Here is an 18088-nt window from a genome sequence, read left to right on the forward strand (position 1 = left end):
TCCCTGGTCATCCCATGGATTCCGAACGTATGTTCTAATCTGTTGGTCGTCGGTCGAGGTGACCGGCACGGGGTCGCGGGGGTGGGGGAGCGGTGGGCGTGCCGGTGCGGACGATGTTCGTCTGGTGCCCTGGCTGGCCGGTCATCGCCGCCGAGATCACCGACGGCACCCCGGCGTCGGCCCCGGTCGCGGTTCTGCACGCCGGCCGGGTCGTCGCCTGCTCCGAGGCGGCCCGCGCCGACGGGATCCGGCGCGGGCTGCGGCGGCGCGAGGCGCAGAGCCGCTGCCCCGAACTGACCGTCGTCGACCACGACCCGGCCCGCGACGCCCGCGCCTTCGAGCCGGTCCTCGCCGCCGTCGAGGAGGTCGCCGCCGGCGTCGAGGTGATCCGGCCGGGCGCCTGCGCGATCGCCGCCCGCGGCCCGGCCCGCTACTTCGGCGGCGAGGAGCCGGCCGCCGAACGCGTCGTCGAACACGTCGCGCAGTCCTGTGCGGTGGAAAGCCAGGTCGGGATCGCCGACGGGGTGTTCGGCGCCGGTCTCGCCGCCCGCACCGGGCAGGTCGTCCCACCCGGCGACACCCCGCGCTTCCTCGCCGGCCTGCCCGTCGAGGCCCTCGGCCGGCCGGCCCTGGCCGACCTGCTGCGCCGGCTCGGGGTGCGTACCCTCGGCGACTTCGCGGCCCTGCCCGCCGCGGACGTCCTGGCCCGGTTCGGGTTCGACGGGATCCTCGCCCACCGGCTCGCGGCCGGCCGCGACCACCGCCCGCTCGCCGCCCGCCGGCCACCGCCCGACCTGGCGGTGACCGAGACGTACGACGAGCCGCTGGAACGGGTCGACGTGGCCGCGTTCGCCGCCCGGACGCTCGCCGAACGGCTGCACGACACGCTCGCCGGGCACGGCCTGGCCTGCACCCGGCTGGTCATCGAGGCGGTCACCGCGCACGGCCAGGAACTGCACCGGGTCTGGCGGCACGACGGGCTGCTGACGGCGGCCGCGATCAGCGACCGGGTCCGCTGGCAACTCGACGGCTGGCTGACCGCCGCCGGCCGGCGGCCCGGCGCGGCCGGTGCCGCACCACCCCGGCCGACCGCCGGCATCCTCCGGCTGCGCCTGGTCCCCGACGGCGTGCTCGCCCACGTCGGCCTGCAACCCGGCCTGTGGGGGGAGACCGGCGCCGGACGCGACCGGGCACACCGGGCGCTGAGCCGGGTGCAGGGCATTCTCGGCCCGGAGTCGGTGGTCACCCCGGTGCCCGGCGGTGGCCGGTCACCCCATGACCAGGTACGGCTGGTGCCGTGGGGCGACGAGCGGGTGCCGGCCCGCCCCGGCAACCCGGCGGCGGCGCCGGGCCTGCCGGCGCTGCCCGCCGCTGTGCCGTCTGTCGCCGGGCCGTCCGCCGCCACGCCGGCCGAGCACGGGCCGGCCGGGAGTGTGTCAGCCGCCCCGGCGGCCGGGAGCGTATCGGCCGGGAGCGCGCCGGCCTTTCCGGCGGCCCAGCCCGATCCGGTGGGCGGGCGATCGGGCGGCGGCCGACGGGCCGCCGGCCGGTCCCGGGCGGCGGCCGGGCCGGTGCCGCCGTGGCCGGGCAGCCTGCCGGCCCCGCACCCGGCGGTCGTGCTGCCCGCTCCGCTGCCCGCCACCGTCCTGGACGCGGCCGGTGAACCGGTCACCGTCAGCGCCCGGCTGGCGGTCAGCGCCCCGCCGGCCCGGGTCACCGTCGGCACCGGGCCACCGGTCGGGATCGTCGGGTGGGCCGGGCCGTGGCCGGTCGACGAGCGCTGGTGGGCGCCGGCCGAGGCCCGTCGCCGGGCCCGCTTCCAGGTGGTTCTCGCCGACGGCGGCGGACTGCTGCTCGCGCTCTCCGGCGGCCGGTGGTCGGTGGAGGCGGTCTATGACTGACCACCGGCCGTGAGCTTCCACAATCCGGCGATGCCGTGGTCCGAACTGGAACGGGCGCTGTCCGGCCGGCCCCGGCCGTACGTGGTCGACCCGCTCGCCGTCGACGGCGACGGCGGCGACTCCCCGGCCTGGACCCGCAGCCGACAGCCGTACGAGGCGCCGCCGGCACTGGCTCCGCCGGCGGCCACGGTGCCGTACGCCGAACTGCACTGCCACACCAACTTCAGCTTCCTCGACGGGGCCAGCCATCCGGAGGAACTGGCCGAGGAGGCGGCCCGGCTCGGGCTGGCCGCGCTCGCCGTCACCGACCACGACGGGTTCTACGGCGTGGTCCGGTTCGCCGAGGCGGCCCGCGAACTGCGGCTGCCGACCATCTTCGGCGCCGAACTGTCGCTCGGGCTGCCGGGGCCGCAGAACGGCGAACCCGACCCGCTCGGCCGGCACCTGCTCGCCCTCGCCCACGGGCCGGAGGGCTACGCCCGGCTGGCCCGGACCATCTCCCGCGCCCACCTGCGCGGCGGCGAGAAGGGCAAACCCGACTACGGCGAGCTGGAGGAGATCGCCGCCGAGCTGCGCGACCACGTACTCGTGCTCACCGGCTGCCGCAAGGGTCCGGTGCCGGCGGCGCTGCTCACCGCCGGGGTCGGGGCCGCCGCCCGCGAACTCGACCGGCTGACCGCGCTGTTCGGCGCCGACAACGTCGCCGTGGAGCTGACCGACCACGGCGACCCGACCGACGGCGACCGCAACGACGCGCTCGCCGGGCTCGCCGCCCGCGCCGGGCTGCCGACCGTCGCCACCAACAACGTGCACTACGCGACCCCGGCCCGGCGCCGGCTGGCGACCACGCTCGCCGCCGTACGGGCCCGGCGCAGCCTGGACGAGATCGACGGCTGGCTGCCCGCCGCCGCCACCGCCCACCTGCGCGGCGGCGCCGAGATGGCGGCCCGGTTCGCGGCGTACCCGGGTGCGGTCGCCCGGGCCGCCGAGTTCGGTGCCGACCTCGCCTTCGACCTGCACCTGGTCGCGCCCCGGCTGCCCGACCACCCGGTGCCGGCCGGGCACACCGAGATGAGCTGGCTGCGCCACCTGACCATGGCGGGCGCGCTCGACCGGTACGGCCCGCCGGAGTCGAACCGGCGGGCGTACGACCAGATCGAGCACGAGTTGCGGATCATCGAGGAACTGGACTTCCCCGGCTACTTCCTGGTGGTGCACGACATCGTCACGTTCTGCCGGGAGAACGACATCTACTGCCAGGGGCGCGGTTCGGCGGCGAACTCGGCGGTCTGCTACGCGCTGCGGGTCACCAACGTCGACGCGGTCCGCTGGGGGCTGCTCTTCGAACGGTTCCTCGCCCCGGAACGCGACGGCCCGCCCGACATCGACGTCGACATCGAGTCCGACCGCCGGGAGGAGGTGATCCAGCACGTCTACACCCGGTACGGCCGGGAGCACGCCGCCCAGGTCGCCAACGTGATCTCGTACCGGCCTCGGTCGGCGGTGCGCGACGTCGCCAGGGCGTTCGGCTTCCCGCCCGGCCAGCAGGACGCCTGGAGCAAGCAGATCGACCGGTGGGGGTCGGTCGCCGCCGTCGACGTCGACGGCATCCCCGAGCAGGTCATCGAGTACGCCAACGAGCTGCAGACCTTCCCCCGGCACCTCGGCATCCACTCCGGCGGCATGGTGATCTGCGACCGGCCGATCATCGAGGTCTGCCCGGTCGAGTGGGGGCGGATGCCCGGCCGCAGCGTCCTGCAGTGGGACAAGGACGACTGCGCCACCGTCGACCTGGTCAAGTTCGACCTGCTCGGGCTCGGCATGCTCTCCGCCCTGCACTACGCCCACGACATGATCGAGTCCAAACTGGACCTGAGCGACATGCCGCTGGACGACCCCGAGGTCTACGACATGCTGTGCCGGGCCGACTCGGTCGGGGTGTTCCAGGTGGAGAGCCGCGCCCAGATGGCCACCCTGCCCCGGCTCAAGCCCCGCCGGTTCTACGACCTGGTCGTCGAGGTGGCGCTGATCCGGCCCGGCCCGATCCAGGGCGGCTCGGTGCACCCGTACATCCGGCGCAAGAACGGGCTGGAGCCGCCGACCGTGCCGCACCCGCTGATGAACAACGCCCTGGAGAAGACGCTCGGCGTACCCCTGTTCCAGGAGCAGTTGATGCAGCTCGCGATCGACGTCGCCGGCTTCGACGCCGCCGGCGCCGACCAGCTGCGCCGGGCGATGGGCTCGAAACGCTCCGAGGAGCGGATGGCCCGGATCAAGGACCGGTTGTACGCCGGGATGGCCGAGCGCGGCATCACCGGCGACGTCGCCGACGACATCTTCCTCAAGCTGTCGTCGTTCGCCAGCTTCGGCTTTCCGGAGAGCCACGCGATGAGCTTCGCCTACCTGGTCTACGCCAGCGCCTGGCTCAAGCGCTACCACCCGGCACCGTTCCTCGCCGCGCTGCTCAACGCCCAGCCGATGGGCTTCTACTCGCCGCAGACCCTGGTCGACGACGCCCGCCGGCACGGTGTCGAGGTACGCCGGCCGGACATCAACGCCAGCGCCGCCAAGGCCCGACTGGAGTCCACACCGGACACCCGGTGGGGCAGCGCGCCGGGGGAGCCGCCGCACCGGTGGGGGCTGGGCGGCCCGGCGGTCCGACTCGGGCTGTCCGGCGTACGCACCATCGGCGCCGACCTCGCCGAGAAGATCGAGCTGGCCCGGGCCGCCGACGGGCCGTACCGGGACATGTCCGACCTGGCCCGGCGGGTCGGCCTGACGGCCGCGCAGCTGGAGGCCCTGGCGACCGCCGACGCCTTCGCCTGCTTCGGCCTGGACCGGCGGGCGGCGCTGTGGGCGGCCGGCGCCGCCGCCCAGGACCGGCCGGACCGGCTGCCCGGCACCGTCTCCGGCGCGACCGCGCCCACCCTGCCCGGCATGGAGGACGTCGACCGGCTGGTCGCCGACGTCTGGGCGACCGGGCTGTCCCCGGAAACCCACCCGGCCCGGTTCATCCGCCCCCGGCTGGACGAACTGGACGCGGTGCCGATCGCCGCCCTGGCGTCGGTCGAAGCCGGCCGCCGGGTCCGGGTCGGCGGCATCGTCACCCACCGGCAGCGGCCGGCGACCGCCGGCGGGGTCACGTTCGTCAACCTCGAAGACGAGACCGGCATGCTCAACGTCACCTGCTCGCCCGGGCTGTGGCAGCGCTACCGCCGGGTGGCCCGCACCAGCACGGCGCTGGTCGTGCGGGGCCGGCTGGAGAAGACCGAGGGCGTGACCAACCTCGTCGCCGACCGGCTCGACCCGATCACCACCCCGGTCACCCCGGCGTCCCGGGATTTCCGCTGACTCCCCGGCGCCCGGGCGGTTCACGCCGGGCTTGCACGTGGGGCGCCTGCCGGCGCTCGCGCCGGGCTTGCACGTGGGGCGCCTGCCGGCGCTCGCGCCGGGCTTGCACGTGGGGCGCCTGCCGGCGCTCGCGCCGGGCTTGCACGTGGGGCATGGCCTAGGCTCGTCCGGGTGGAGCGCACACGTAACCGGCCGGGATCCCCGGTGCCGTCGGCCGGCCCCCTCGTCACCCCCCGCACCGCCGTGGTCTGGGCCGTCCTGCGCCGCGAACTCGACCGCCGGGGCGACCGCCAGCTCACTGTCGTCGACGTCGGCGGCGGCACCGGCGGCTTCGCCGTACCGCTCGCCGAGGCCGGCCACCGGGTCACCGTCGTCGACGCCAGCCCCGACGCGCTCGCCGCGCTGACCCGCCGGGCCGCCGAGGCCGGCGTCGCCGACCGGGTACGCGCCGTGCAGGGCGACGGCGACGCGCTCGCCGGGCTCGTCGAGCCGGCCAGCGCCGACCTGGTGCTCTGCCACTCCGTACTCGAGGTTGTCGACGACCCGGCGTCCGTCGTGGCCGCCGTCGCGTCGGCGCTCCGTCCGGGCGGGGCCGCGAGCGTGCTGGTCGCCGGGCGGGCCGCCGCCGTGCTCAGCCGGGCCACGAACGGGCACCTCGACGTCGCCGCCGCGCTGCTCGCCGACGAGCACGGCACCGCCGGGCCGCGGGACACGCTGCGCCGCCGCTACGACGCGGCGGGCGCCACCGCGCTGCTGGCGGCCGCCGGGCTGACGGTCGAGGAGACCCACGGCGTACGGGTCCTCGCCGACCTGATCCCGGCCGCGGTCGCCGACGGCGCCCCGCAGGCGCTGATCGACCTGGAGTTGGCGGCCGCGGCGCTGCCGCCGTATCGGGACGTCGCCGCCCAACTGCACCTCTTCGCCCGCCGCCCGGTCCCGTGAGCGGGCGTAGCGAGGGAACCGGTCGGTTCAGGTCTGGTCACGGGGGCACCGAGCGCAGCGAGGAGAACCCGTGAGCGACCGTAGCGAGGTGGCCGCCGTTCCGGTCGTGCCGGAGCAGGGTACGGCCGAGGTCGCCGTGCCGGTCGTACCGGCTCAGGGCGTACCGAAACCAGCCGCGCCGGGACAGGACGTCTTCGACCGGGTGATGCCCCGCTACGGCGGCGGGAGCCTCGCCGACGTGCTGCCGAGCAGCCTCGCGGTGCTCGGGGTGCCCGGCGCCGCCGACCCGCTCGGCCTGGTCGGCCGGCTCGACGGCGTACGCCGGATCGCCGTCCTGCTCGTCGACGGGCTCGGCTGGCACCTGCTTCCGGTCGCGGCGCCGCACGCGCCGGCGCTGGCCGACCTCGCCGGGCGGTACGGGCGCCCGCTGACCAGCGGATTCCCGTCGACCACCCCGACGAGTCTGGTTTCGTTGGGCACCGGCACGGCCCCCGGCCGGCACGGCGTGCTCGGCTTCCGGGTCAACGTGCCCGGCACCGACCGGGTGCTGACCCACATCGACTGGCGCGAGGAGCCGTCGCCGCTGCACTGGCAGCCGGTCTCCACCCAGCTCGAACGGGCCGAGGCCGACGGGGTCGCGGTGACCGTGATCAGCCGCCCCGAGTACGCCGGTAGCGGGCTGACCCTGGCCGCCAACCGGGGCGGTCGCCATGTCGGCGCCGCCGACCCGGACGCGCTCGCCGCCGAGATGCTGGCCGCGCTGCGGGCCGCCGACGGCCGTGGCCTGGTCTACGGCTACCACCCCGATCTCGACAAGGTGGGGCACCTCACCGGCGTCGACTCGCCCGCCTGGCGGCTGGCGGCGGCCGACGTCGACCGGCTGGTCGCCCACCTGGCCGACGGGCTGCCGTCCGATGCCGCGCTGCTGGTGACCGCCGACCACGGCCAGCTCAACGTGCCGGTCGACCGGCGCTTCGACCTCGACACCGACCCGCGCCTGCGGGCCGGGCTGCGGCTGGTCGCCGGCGAGCCGCGGGTGCGCTACCTGCATGTCGAGCCGGGTGCGACCGACGACGTGGTGGCCGCCTGGCGGGGCGTACTGGGTCGGGCGGCGTGGGTCGCCACCCGCGACGAGGCGGTGGCGGCGGGCTGGTTCGGCCCGGTGCCGGAGCGGCATCTGGCGCGGGTCGGTGACGTGGTGGTGGCCTGCCACGAGAACTACGCGGTGGTCGCCACCCGCACCGACCATCCGATCGAGGCGCGGCTGGTCGGCTACCACGGCTCCTACACCGCCGCCGAGATGCTCATCCCACTCCTGACCATCCGCCCCTGAGGTTCCCGCGCCCGGCTTTTGCGCGCCGGGCTTTTGCGCGATCAAGGGGATGTGTACGGCAATTCGGGCGGGAAAGGGGACGACTTCTCCTTGATCGGCGCCCGTCCGGCCGGCTCGATCGCGCCCCGTAGGGCGTGGGGGCGGTGTGGTGTCGTACCCGGTGGTTAGCCTGCTGGGGTGGGGCGTAGCCAGGCAATTCCACGGGCCGGGGGGCCGGGAGGCGATCCGCGCTTCGGGCCGGAAGCCGACGACAGCGGATGCCCGATCCTGCACGTCGACATGGACGCCTTCTTCGCCGCCGTCGAGATCCGCCGGCGGCCCGAGCTGCGCGGCCGGCCGGTCGTCGTCGGTGGCACCGGCAACCGTGGCGTGGTCAGTTCGGCCAGCTACGAAGCCCGCGCCTACGGTGTGCGCAGCGCGATGCCCACCGCCCGGGCCCGGGCACTGTGCCCCGGCGCGGTGTTCCTGCCGCCCGACTTCACGCAGTACACGGCCGCCTCCCGGGCGGTGATGGAGATCTTCCGTGGGGTCACCCCGCTGGTCGAGCCGCTGTCGATGGACGAGGCGTTCCTCGACGTGGCGGGCGCCCGGCGACTGCTCGGCCGGCCGGCGGAGATCGCCCGGCTGATCCGCGAACGGGTCCACGAGCAGGAGGGGCTGACCTGCTCGGTCGGGGTCGCGCCGACCAAGTTCGTCGCCAAACTGGGCTCCACCCGGGCCAAGCCCGACGGGCTGATCGTGGTGCCCGAAGCCCTGGTGCTCGACTTCCTGCACCCGTTGCCGGTCGCCGCGCTGTGGGGGGTGGGGGAGCGGTCGGCGCAGACGCTGCACCGGCTGGGGCTGACCACCGTGCGCGACATCGCCAACGTCCCGCTCGCGACACTGCGCGGCGCGCTGGGTGAGGCCGCAGCCGCCCACCTGCACGAACTGTCGTGGGGCCGGGATCCGCGGCGGGTCACCCCGGAGCACGTCGACAAGTCCATCGGCGCCGAGGTCACCTTCGACACCGACGTCGACGACCCACAGGTGATCCGGCGGGCGATGCTCGCGCTCTCCGAGAAGGTCGGCGTGCGGCTGCGACGGTCCGGACAGGTCGGGCGCACCGTGACAATCAAGGTCCGGCTCGCCGACTTCCGGACCGTGAACCGGTCACGCACGTTGCCCGGGGCGACGGATGTGGCACGTGACGTCTTCGACACCGCGTGGGCACTCTACGAGTCGCTGGCCCCGGGGAGTTCGATCCGTCTCGTCGGCGTACGGGTCGAGGGGCTCGCCGCCGCCGGGTCGACTCCGCAGCAGCTCACACTGGGTGCGCCGGAGCGTGGCTGGCGCGAGGCGGAGGCCGCGGCGGACGCGGCGGCAGCACGTTTCGGCCGGTCGGTGGTGCGTCCGGCGAGCCTTCTCGGTGATAATGATCTGCGACGGACGGAAAATCCGGGCCGGCGGAAGGTCGTCCCGCTTTCCGAGCGTCGAACGCCCTCGTAGACTTGCAGGAAAGCAGCCGGCTTGGCTGCCACGGTCTGTCGGTTCGACCGGACCGACCAACGCGACCGGGAGGAGTGCCGTGCCGCTCTCGGAGCACGAGCAGCGGCTGTTCGAGCAGATCGAGCGGTCGCTTGCCGAGGACCCCAAATTCGCCTCGGCTGTGCGCGCCAGCGACCCGCGTTTGCACTCGCGGCGTCGGCTGCTCGTCGCGGCCGTCGTGGTCATCGCCGGCCTAGCACTGGTTGTCTACGGCACGGTGAGCAAGGTTCCACTGCTCGGCGTGGCGGGATTCGTCGTCATGCTCGGTGGGGCCGCCTACGCGATCCATTCGCGTCGGCGGGCGCAGTCGCCGGACCTGCATGTCGTCGGAGGCACCACGAGCCGGCGCACCCGTGCCAGGCGGTCGTCGTTCATCGACCGCCTGGAGGATCGGTGGCGTCAGCGGCCGGAAGGCAACCGCTGACTCCAAGATCCGCGTGATCAGGGACTAGTTCGGGCGTGTCTTCGGCGCGTCCGGGTACCAACTCCCTGATCAGGCCGATCTTGATGGCCGGTGGCCGCTGCGTGCCACCCGGCGCGGGAGCGCTCGTACCCTCAGCCTGATCCGGACACCCCGTCCTGCCCGGCCGGGCTTCGCCGCGCCCGCCGCCCGGCAAGATCCGCGTGATCAGGGAGTTGGTATCCCGGCGCGCCGACGACACGCCCGATTCAATCCCTGATCACGCGGATCTTGGTGTTAGCGGGAGGTGCGGGCGGCCAGGAGGCGACGGGGGCTCCAGCGGGTCACGGCGTCCCGCCAGCGTCCGGTCGTCGCCACGAGCCGGCCCGAAGCATCCATGATCGCGCCGCGCCAGCGCAGCAGCACCGAGGGCGGTAGCGTCGCGGCGAGCAGCCGGGTACGCCGGTCGGCGCCCTCCGCCAGCGCCCGCCGTACCGAGCGCAGCGCCTCGGTCAGCGGTACGCCCGGCAGTGGCTCGCGGGCGTACCGCGCCCGCTCCTCGGCCCGCCCGAGCAGGCGTACGCCGTCCGCCGCCGCCGGCTTCGACAGGTCGGCCTTCACCAGCCGGTCGGCGGTGGCCCGGGGCGTCTCGGTCGGGTCGACCGGCACCCGGTAGTCGACCAGCGTGTCGATCAGCTCGTCCCAGGCGGCGTGCGCGTCTGCCCTGGCCCGCTGCGCCTCGGCGCCGGTGACCACCACCCGGGCCACCCCCGGTGCGGCGGCCGTGTCGTCCGGGGTGGCCGCCACCGTCGCCGCGTGGCGGCGCCGGCGTACCTGACCACGGCGCCACCCGGGCAGCGCGAGCAACACGATCACCAGCGCCACGCCCGCGGCGGTCCACCACGGCCACCTCGGCGCGGTCTCCGGCGTGGCACCGGTCGGGTCGTCGGTGTAGTTGTCGCCGAGACCGCCGCCGGACAGGTTCTCGTCGCCGGGGTCGAGCGGGGTGTTCGGGCCGGCGGAACCGGTGGGGGCGGCCGACGGGGTCACCGGGTCGGGGGCGTCGGTGTCGGGCGCCCAGGCCGACCGGGCCGACCCGGCGACGCTGGACGCCGGGGTGGGGTCGAACGGCACCCAGCCGATGCCACCGAAGTAGACCTCGGTCCAGGCGTGCAGGTTGAGGTTGGTCAGCGTGTACGTGCCGCCGGTGCGGTTGCTGCCGTTGGTGAACCCGAACGCGACCCGCGCCGGGATGCCGGCGGCCCGGACCATCCAGGCCATCGCCGCCGAGTACTGCTGGCAGTAGCCGACCTTGTTGTCCAGGAAGTTGACGATGTCCTCGCCGCTGGTGTCGCCCTCGGTGCGCAGGTTGTAGCTGAACCCGTTGTCGCGGGAGAAGTAGTCGTAGATCGCCCGGACCCGGTCGTAGTCGTTCGACCGGTCGGCGATCAGCCCGTCGACGAGGGTCTGCACCTCGGGTACGGCCGGCACCTGGGTCAGCCGCTGCCGGGTCTCGTCCTCCGCCGGGAGCGGGGTGGCCGCCCGCAGCGCGATCGGGCTGAAACGGCTACGGACGTACTCGAAGGAGTACTTCTTGCCCCTGGACTGCTGGCGGTTGGAGTAGACGACCTGGAGATCGGGGTCGTAGAGCCAGTTGGCGTCGAGTTCGCGGGTGCCGACCGGCTCGCCGTAGACCGGCAGGAACGGCATCACGAAGTCGTCGGTGATCTCGACCTCGGCCCGGTGGGTCTCCCGGCTGACGCCGGGCCGGGCCGCCTCGCGCGGGTCGGGCAGCGACCGGGTGACCGGGGTGCCGCGCGGCGTCCGTACGCCGAAACCGTCCCGGCGGATCTCGTCGGCCGCCCCGAAGCGCAGGTAGAACGGGTCGTCCTCGGTCGTGGTGACCTTGACCATGTCGTAGACCCGGGACTGGTTGAGCTGGCCGGACAGCGCGGCGAACAGGTTGACCCGCCCCGGTCCGGTGCCCTGGCCGGGCCGCCCGTTGCCGCCGGGGCCGCTGCCGCCGTCGGTGGTGAAGTTGGTCAGCAGCCCGGAGCTCATGCCGGGTACGGCCACCGGCAGCAGGACCGCCAGGGCGACACCGACGACGGCGAGCCGGCGGCCGGCGGCGGCCAGTGGCGACGGTTCCCACACGTCGACGTCGCGGCCGTCGCCGGTGAAGCGCCGGCCGAAGCGGCGTACCCGGTCGACGTTGTCGGCGACCAGCAGCCACAGGAAGCCGACCGCGCCGATGGCGAACGGCAGCGCGGGCACGCTGTCGGAGTAGACCGCGACCGGCACCGAGTAGATCGCCAACATCGGTAGACCGGCCAGCGCCGGCCGGCGCAGCCCGACGGTCAGCAGGTCGACGACGACGGCGACGCCGCCGATCCCGAGCACGCTGATGAACAGCAGCGGGTCGCCGTCGGGTACGGGTACGCCGTACGACCGCACGTCGTCGGCCGACTGCGACATCAGCTCCCCGAAGTGGCCGAAGGTGGCCGGGCCGGGCAGGATGCCGAGCACCTCGTCGCCGCTGGGGAAGATCCAGGTCAGCGCGAACAGCAGGGCGAGCATCATGGCGGGGACCTGCGCCCACACCGGTGCCCGCAGCGACCGGGCCAGCGTGGCGGCACCGGTGACCAGGGCGACCGCGACGACGGACTGGAGCAGCCAGGTCATCGTGTCGAAGATCGCCGACAGCGGGGCGGCGGCGAGCAGGGTGGCCGCCGCGGCGACGAACCCGAGGTAGCGGCCGCGGGTCATGCCGGCCCCCCGCCGGTCCCGGAGCGGTGTACGTCGTGCCTGCTCATCGCATACCTCCGGCGACCGTCTCGGCCATCGTCGCCCGCCAGGCGAAGCCCTGCGAGCCGCGTCCCACCTGTGGCCACAGCGCGGGGAGCTGGTCCTCGCGGGTCGCGCCGATGACCCGCCAGCCGCTGCGCAGCAGGGCGAGCGCGGCCTGCCCGTGCGCCTGGTCGGCGTCGGCGCGGATCTCCGGCGGCAGGTCGAGCCAGGTGGACGTGTCGATCAGGAATCCGACGCAGGTGGCGCCGTTGGTGCGCAGGCCGGCGAGAAGTTCGGCCTCGGGTACGGTCAGCGCGCCCAGCACGGCGATGATCAGGCCGCCGTCGGAACGCTGCCGGACCCGCTCGACCAGCGTCGACACGTCGCCGCGCTGGGCCGGCTGCACGTCGGCCAGGTGGTCGAGCAGGATGCCCTCACCACCGGCCTGGTCGGCGTCGGTGTCGATGCCGGAGTCGCTGACCAGGCGCAGTTTGTAGCCGGCCTGGCGCAGGTGCACGGCGACGCTCGCGGTGGCCGACACCGCCCACTCGAAACTCGACGTCGGCCCCTCGCCCCGGTGGGCGAACGCCCGGGTGTCGAGCACCACCGTCGCCCGGCTGTCCCAGGGCTGCTCCTCGCGGCGGACCATCAGCTCGCCGGTCCGCGCGGTCGACTTCCAGTGCACCCGGCGCAGGTCGTCGCCGCGCCGGTACTCCCGGGTCGCGGTGTCGTCCTCGCCGTGCACGGCGACGGACCGGGCGCGGCTCTCCCCGGCGCCGGCGTACTCCCCGGCGACCCGGACCGACGGCAGGGGGACGACCTGCGGGATGACGGTGAGCCGGTCGACGCTGGGGAAGGCGCGGACCAGCTCGCACAGGCCGAACGGGTCGGTCAGCCGGATCACCAGCGGGCCGATCTCGTAGCGGCCACGTACGTCGGTACGCACCGTGTAGGCCACCGAACTCGCCTGGTTGGCGCCGAGCCGTTCGATCACCACCCGGGGGCGGCTGCCCAGGGCGTACGGGAGGCGGTCCTCGAGCAGCAGTGTCCCGGTGGGCAGCCGGGACATGTTCTGCAACCGCAGCACCACCCGCGCCGTCGAGCCGACGGTGGCCCGCTGCGGGTCCAGCGACCGGGTGCAGGCCAGCTTGTAGCGGCTGCGGCCGACGTACGCGGCGGCCAGCAGCGGCAGTATGGCGAGCAGCACCGCGACCCGCAGCAGGTCCTTCTCACCGAGGATCAGCGCGGACAGCGCGGCGGCCGCCGCGGCGGCCAGGAACGAGCGGCCGCGGGTGGTCATGCCACGCAGCGCCTCCCGCACGGTCACCGCCCCCGGGGCTCGTAGTGGGAGCGGCCGCTGTCGTCGTTGCCGGTCGAGCGGGTGTCGTACGGGGACCGCCGGTCGTGTGGCAGCGGGAGGCGGTGCACCAGGTCGGCGACGATCGCGTCGGTGGTACGCCGGGCGAGCTGCGCGTCGGCGGTCGGCATGATGCGGTGCGCGAGCACCGGCACGGCCAGCGTCTGGAGGTCGTCGGGGAGCACGTAGTCGCGACCGTCCAGCGCGGCCACGGCCCGGGCGGTGCGCAGGAGCTGGAGGGTGGCCCGGGGGGACGCGCCGAGCCGCAGGTCGGGGGCTTCGCGGGTGGCGGTGACCAGGTCGACCGCGTACTGCTTGACCGCGTCGGCGACGTGTACGTCGCGGACGGTGGCGATCAGGCGGCGTACGGTGGCCGCGTCGGCGGCCGGGCGCAGCGCGTGCAGGGGGTCGGCCCCGCCGTGCACGTCGAGCATGGCGAGTTCGGCGCCGGCGTCGGGATAGCCCATCGCGATCCGGGCGGTGAACCGGTCGCGCTGCGCCTCCGGCAGCGGGTAGGTGCCCTCCATCTCGATCGGGTTCTGGGTGGCGATCACCATGAACGGGCTCTGCAGCTCGTACGTTGTGCCGTCGACGGTGACCTGCCGTTCCTCCATGCACTCCAGCAGCGCCGACTGCGTCTTGGGGGAGGCCCGGTTGATCTCGTCGCCGACGACCAGGTTGGCGAAGACGGCGCCCGGCTTGAACTCGAAGTCGTGGGTCTCCTGGTTGTAGACGCTCACCCCGGTGACGTCACTGGGCAGCAGGTCGGGGGTGAACTGGATCCGCCGTACGGAACAGTCGATCGTCCGGGCGAGAGCCTTGGCCAGTTTGGTCTTTCCGACTCCGGGTACGTCCTCGATGAGCAGGTGCCCCTCGGCGAGCAGGACAGCCAGCGCCAGGCGTACGGTGGCGGTCTTGCCCTCGATGACCTGCTCGATGTTGGCGACGATGGCTTCACTTGCGGTGCGGAACTCGTCGGCGGGCAGGATGTCGCCCAGCTCGTCCCGGGTTTGCTGTGTCACGGGCCTCCTCCTCGTCGCGCTGCTGCCTGGCTGATGACTGGAGTTTCCAGACCCGGCCGAAAGTCTGCGGAAATAGACCGGTCGCGTCGACCGGTCTCCCGTAGCTTTCATCAGGCTAACCGGATTCGGCCACCGCGCCGACCGGGGTGCTTGTCGAGGGTCGGCGAATTCGGGCGGCCGCGGTGCGACATCGTCGGGCGAAAGGGTTAGACTGCCGTCATGGCCAGGGCTTTTCTGCTCCTTACCTAGCCGTGCTGACAGACCCACGCGAGGCGCCGCCGCCGAGCACGGGATCAGCGGCACGGCTTCCCCTCCTGCGCGAGGGGCTTTTTTATGCCCCTGTAGACCGCGTTGGTTCGCGCGCCGACGATTCCCGAGCCCTGGACTAGACCGAGGTGGCAACCATGAGTGACGTAGTCGAGACGGCTGGCGACATCCCGTCCTTCCGATACACGGCCGCGCTGGCCAACGAGATCGAGGCGCGCTGGCAGGACCGCTGGGAGGAGCGCGGGACGTTCCACGCTCCGAACCCGGTGGGGCCGCTGGCCGACCCGGACCACCCCCGGGCCGGAGCCGACAAGATGTACATCCTGGACATGTTCCCGTACCCGTCGGGTGCCGGGCTGCACGTCGGGCACCCGCTGGGCTTCATCGGCACCGACTGCTACGGCCGCTTCCAACGGATGGCCGGCCGCAACGTGCTGCACGCCATGGGCTTCGACTCCTTCGGGCTGCCGGCCGAGCAGTACGCGGTGCAGACCGGGCAGCACCCGCGCAAGACCACCGACGAGAACATCACCCGCTACCGGGCGCAACTGCGGATGCTGGGCCTGGCCCACGACGGGCGGCGCTCGGTCGCGACGACCGACGTCGACTTCTACCGCTGGACCCAGTGGATCTTCCTGCAGGTCTTCAACTCCTGGTACGACACCGACCGGCGAAGCGCCCGCCCGATCGACGAACTGGTCGCCGAGTTCGAGGCCGGCGCCCGGCCCACTCCGGACGGTCGCCCCTGGGCCGACCTGGACCCGGTCGAGCGCCGCCTGATCGTCGACGACCACCGGCTGGCGTACGTCTCGCAGTCGCCGGTGAACTGGTGCCCGGGCCTGGGCACCGTGCTGGCCAACGAGGAGGTCACCGCCGACGGACGCTCCGAACGCGGCAACTTCCCCGTCTTCAAGCGCAACCTGAAGCAGTGGATGATGCGGATCACCGCGTACGGCGACCGGCTGCTGGCGGATCTGGACACTCTGGACTGGCCCGAGCCGATCAAGCTGATGCAGCGCAACTGGATCGGCCGCTCGACCGGCGCCCACATCGACTTCCCGGTCCCCGGCTCGGCCGACCCGATCCGGGTCTTCACCACCCGCCCGGACACCGTCTTCGGTGCCACCTACATGGTGCTGGCCCCCGAACACGAACTGGTCGACCGGATCGTGCCCGGCACCTGGCCGGCCGGCACCCGCGACGCCTGGACCGGCGGCCACGCCGACCCGCGCGCCGCCGTCGCCGCCTACCGCGAGTTCGCCGCCGGCCGCAGCGACGTCGAACGGCAGGCCGACGCCAAGGAGAAGACCGGCGTCTTCACCGGCGCCTACGCGACCAATCCGGTCAACGGCGCACCGGTGCCGGTCTTCATCGCCGACTACGTGCTGGCCGGCTACGGCACCGGCGCCATCATGGCGGTGCCCGGGCAGGACGAGCGGGACTGGGCCTTCGCCGAGGTCTTCGACCTGCCGATCATCCGTACCGTGCGGCCGTCGGACGGCTTCGACGGCAAGGCGTACACCGGGGACGGTCCGGCGATCAACAGCGCCGCGCCCGACCGCGGCCTGGACCTGGACGGCCTGGGAGTCGCCGACGCCAAGGCCCGCATCATCGAATGGCTGGAGGCGAACGGCCACGGCCAGGGCGCCACCACCTACCGGCTGCGCGACTGGCTGTTCAGCCGGCAGCGCTACTGGGGCGAGCCGTTCCCGATCGTCTACGACGAGACCGGCCTGCCGGTCGCGCTGCCGGAGAACATGCTGCCGCTGGAACTGCCCGAGATCGACGACTTCTCGCCGAAGACGTTCGACCCCGAGGCCGCCGACACCTCCCCGGAGACCCCGCTGTCGCGGGCCCGGGACTGGGTCGAGGTCGAACTGGACCTGGGCGACGGCCCGAAGCGCTACACGCGCGAGACCAACACCATGCCGCAGTGGGCCGGGTCCTGCTGGTACGAGATGCGCTACCTGGACCCGACCAACGCCGGACGATTCGTCGACCCGGACAACGAGACCTACTGGATGGGGCCACGCGGGGCCGGCGACTGCGGCGGCGTCGACCTGTACGTCGGCGGTGTCGAGCACGCCGTACTGCACCTGCTGTACGCCCGCTTCTGGCACAAGGTGCTGTTCGACCTGGGCCACGTCACCTCGTTCGAGCCGTTCCGCAAGCTGTTCAACCAGGGCTACATCCAGGCGTACGCGTACACCGACGCCCGCGGCGCGTACGTCAACGCGGCCGAGGTCGAGGAGCGCGACGGTCGCTGGTTCCACGGCGAGGTCGAGGTCAACCGCGAGTACGGCAAGATGGGCAAGTCCCTGCGCAACGTGGTGACCCCGGACGAGATGGTCGAGGCATACGGCGCCGACACGTTCCGGGTCTACGAGATGTCGATGGGGCCGCTGGAGGTTTCCCGGCCGTGGGAGACCCGGGCGGTCGTCGGCGCGTACCGGTTCCTGCAGCGGGTCTGGCGCACCGTCGTCGACGAGGAGACCGGGGCGCTGCGGGTCGTCGACGAACCCGCCGACGACGCCACCCGGCGGCTGCTGCACCGGATCGTCGACGGCGTCCGCGCCGACCTGACCGGCATCCGGCTGAACACCGCGATCGCCAAGCTGATCGAGCTGACCAACGCGGTGACCCGGCTGCCCGCCACCCCGCGCGAGGTGGCCGAACCGCTGGTGCTGATGCTGGCCCCGTTCGCCCCGCACATCGCCGAGGAACTGTGGGAGCGGATGGGGCACCCCGGCTCGCTGGCGTACGCCGACTTCCCGACGGCCGACCCGGCGCTGCTGGTCGCCGAGTCGGTGACCTACCCGGTGCAGGTGGGCGGCAAGGTCCGCGGCCGGATCGAGGTCCCGGCCGACGCCGACGAGCCGACCGTACGCGCGGCGGCGCTGGCCGTGGTCGCCGAGCAACTGGGCGGTAAGGAGCCCCGCAAGGTCATCGTGGTCAAGGGCCGGATGGTCAGCATCGTTCCCTGACCGCCGCAGGTGCCCCGGCCGGCGCCTCGCCGGCCGGGGCGGCGGCGTGGTCCGGTTCGGTCGGTCCGGTCCGGTTCGGTCCGCACTGCCGCCGCTGCCGCGGGCTTGGCCCGGGCCGTCGCTGCGCCGGGGTCGGGCCGGGGTCGGGCCGGGGCCGAGCCGGGCCGGCGCGGCCGCGCCGGTTCGCCCCCCGAACATTCCCGGGCCGGGGTATCTGTTT

At 73.9% G+C, this 18088-nt stretch carries 10 protein-coding genes; 7 read left to right on the forward strand and 3 right to left on the reverse strand.

The window, feature by feature from the left end; genetic code table 11:
- Window positions 1-113: 113 nt before the first annotated feature.
- The 6 genes from AB0M79_RS32680 to AB0M79_RS32705 all read left to right on the forward strand — a co-directional run bounded on the left by AB0M79_RS32680 (window position 114) and on the right by AB0M79_RS32705 (window position 9475).
- Complete coding sequence (locus AB0M79_RS32680) at window positions 114-1901, forward strand: DNA polymerase Y family protein (protein ID WP_364221541.1); 1788 nt, start codon at window positions 114-116, stop codon at window positions 1899-1901.
- 9 nt (window positions 1902-1910) lie between these two features.
- Window positions 1911-5252: an error-prone DNA polymerase gene (locus AB0M79_RS32685; protein ID WP_364221428.1), complete on the forward strand. Its 3342-nt coding sequence runs from the start codon at window positions 1911-1913 to the stop codon at window positions 5250-5252.
- Window positions 5253-5423: 171 nt separating this feature from the next.
- A complete protein-coding gene (locus tag AB0M79_RS32690; RefSeq protein ID WP_364221431.1) occupies window positions 5424-6194 on the forward strand; it encodes a methyltransferase domain-containing protein in 771 nt (256 codons plus the stop codon).
- A gap of 205 nt (window positions 6195-6399) precedes the next feature.
- Window positions 6400-7527, forward strand: a complete 1128-nt coding sequence (locus tag AB0M79_RS32695; protein WP_364221544.1) for a nucleotide pyrophosphatase/phosphodiesterase family protein — start codon at window positions 6400-6402, stop codon at window positions 7525-7527.
- Between the two features lie 177 nt (window positions 7528-7704).
- Window positions 7705-9012, forward strand: a complete 1308-nt coding sequence (locus AB0M79_RS32700; RefSeq protein WP_364221434.1) for a DNA polymerase IV — start codon at window positions 7705-7707, stop codon at window positions 9010-9012.
- A 79-nt stretch (window positions 9013-9091) separates the two neighbouring features.
- A complete protein-coding gene (locus AB0M79_RS32705) occupies window positions 9092-9475 on the forward strand; it encodes a DUF3040 domain-containing protein (protein ID WP_357537550.1) in 384 nt (127 codons plus the stop codon).
- Between the two features lie 273 nt (window positions 9476-9748).
- On the opposite strand, the gene AB0M79_RS32710 is transcribed toward AB0M79_RS32705, so the two are convergent.
- The 3 genes from AB0M79_RS32710 to AB0M79_RS32720 are packed head-to-tail and all read right to left on the reverse strand — an operon-like array spanning window position 9749 to window position 14617.
- The gene (locus AB0M79_RS32710) at window positions 9749-12217 is read right to left on the reverse strand and encodes a DUF3488 and transglutaminase-like domain-containing protein (RefSeq protein ID WP_364221437.1); all 2469 of its coding nucleotides are present in this window, start codon (window positions 12215-12217) and stop codon (window positions 9749-9751) included.
- 43 nt (window positions 12218-12260) lie between these two features.
- Entirely contained in the window at window positions 12261-13559 is a 1299-nt protein-coding gene (locus tag AB0M79_RS32715; RefSeq protein ID WP_364221547.1) for a DUF58 domain-containing protein, read from the reverse strand.
- A 2-nt stretch (window positions 13560-13561) separates the two neighbouring features.
- On the reverse strand, window positions 13562-14617 hold the full coding sequence (locus tag AB0M79_RS32720) for a MoxR family ATPase (RefSeq protein ID WP_364221440.1): 1056 nt from the start codon (window positions 14615-14617) through the stop codon (window positions 13562-13564).
- 404 nt (window positions 14618-15021) lie between these two features.
- On the opposite strand from AB0M79_RS32720, the gene leuS reads away from it, so the two are divergent.
- Window positions 15022-17868, forward strand: a complete 2847-nt coding sequence (gene leuS, locus AB0M79_RS32725) for a leucine--tRNA ligase (protein ID WP_364221443.1) — start codon at window positions 15022-15024, stop codon at window positions 17866-17868.
- The last annotated feature ends 220 nt before the right edge of the window (window positions 17869-18088 follow it).

This window comes from Polymorphospora sp. NPDC051019 (assembly GCF_040683055.1).
GTDB lineage: Bacteria > Actinomycetota > Actinomycetes > Mycobacteriales > Micromonosporaceae > Polymorphospora > Polymorphospora lycopeni.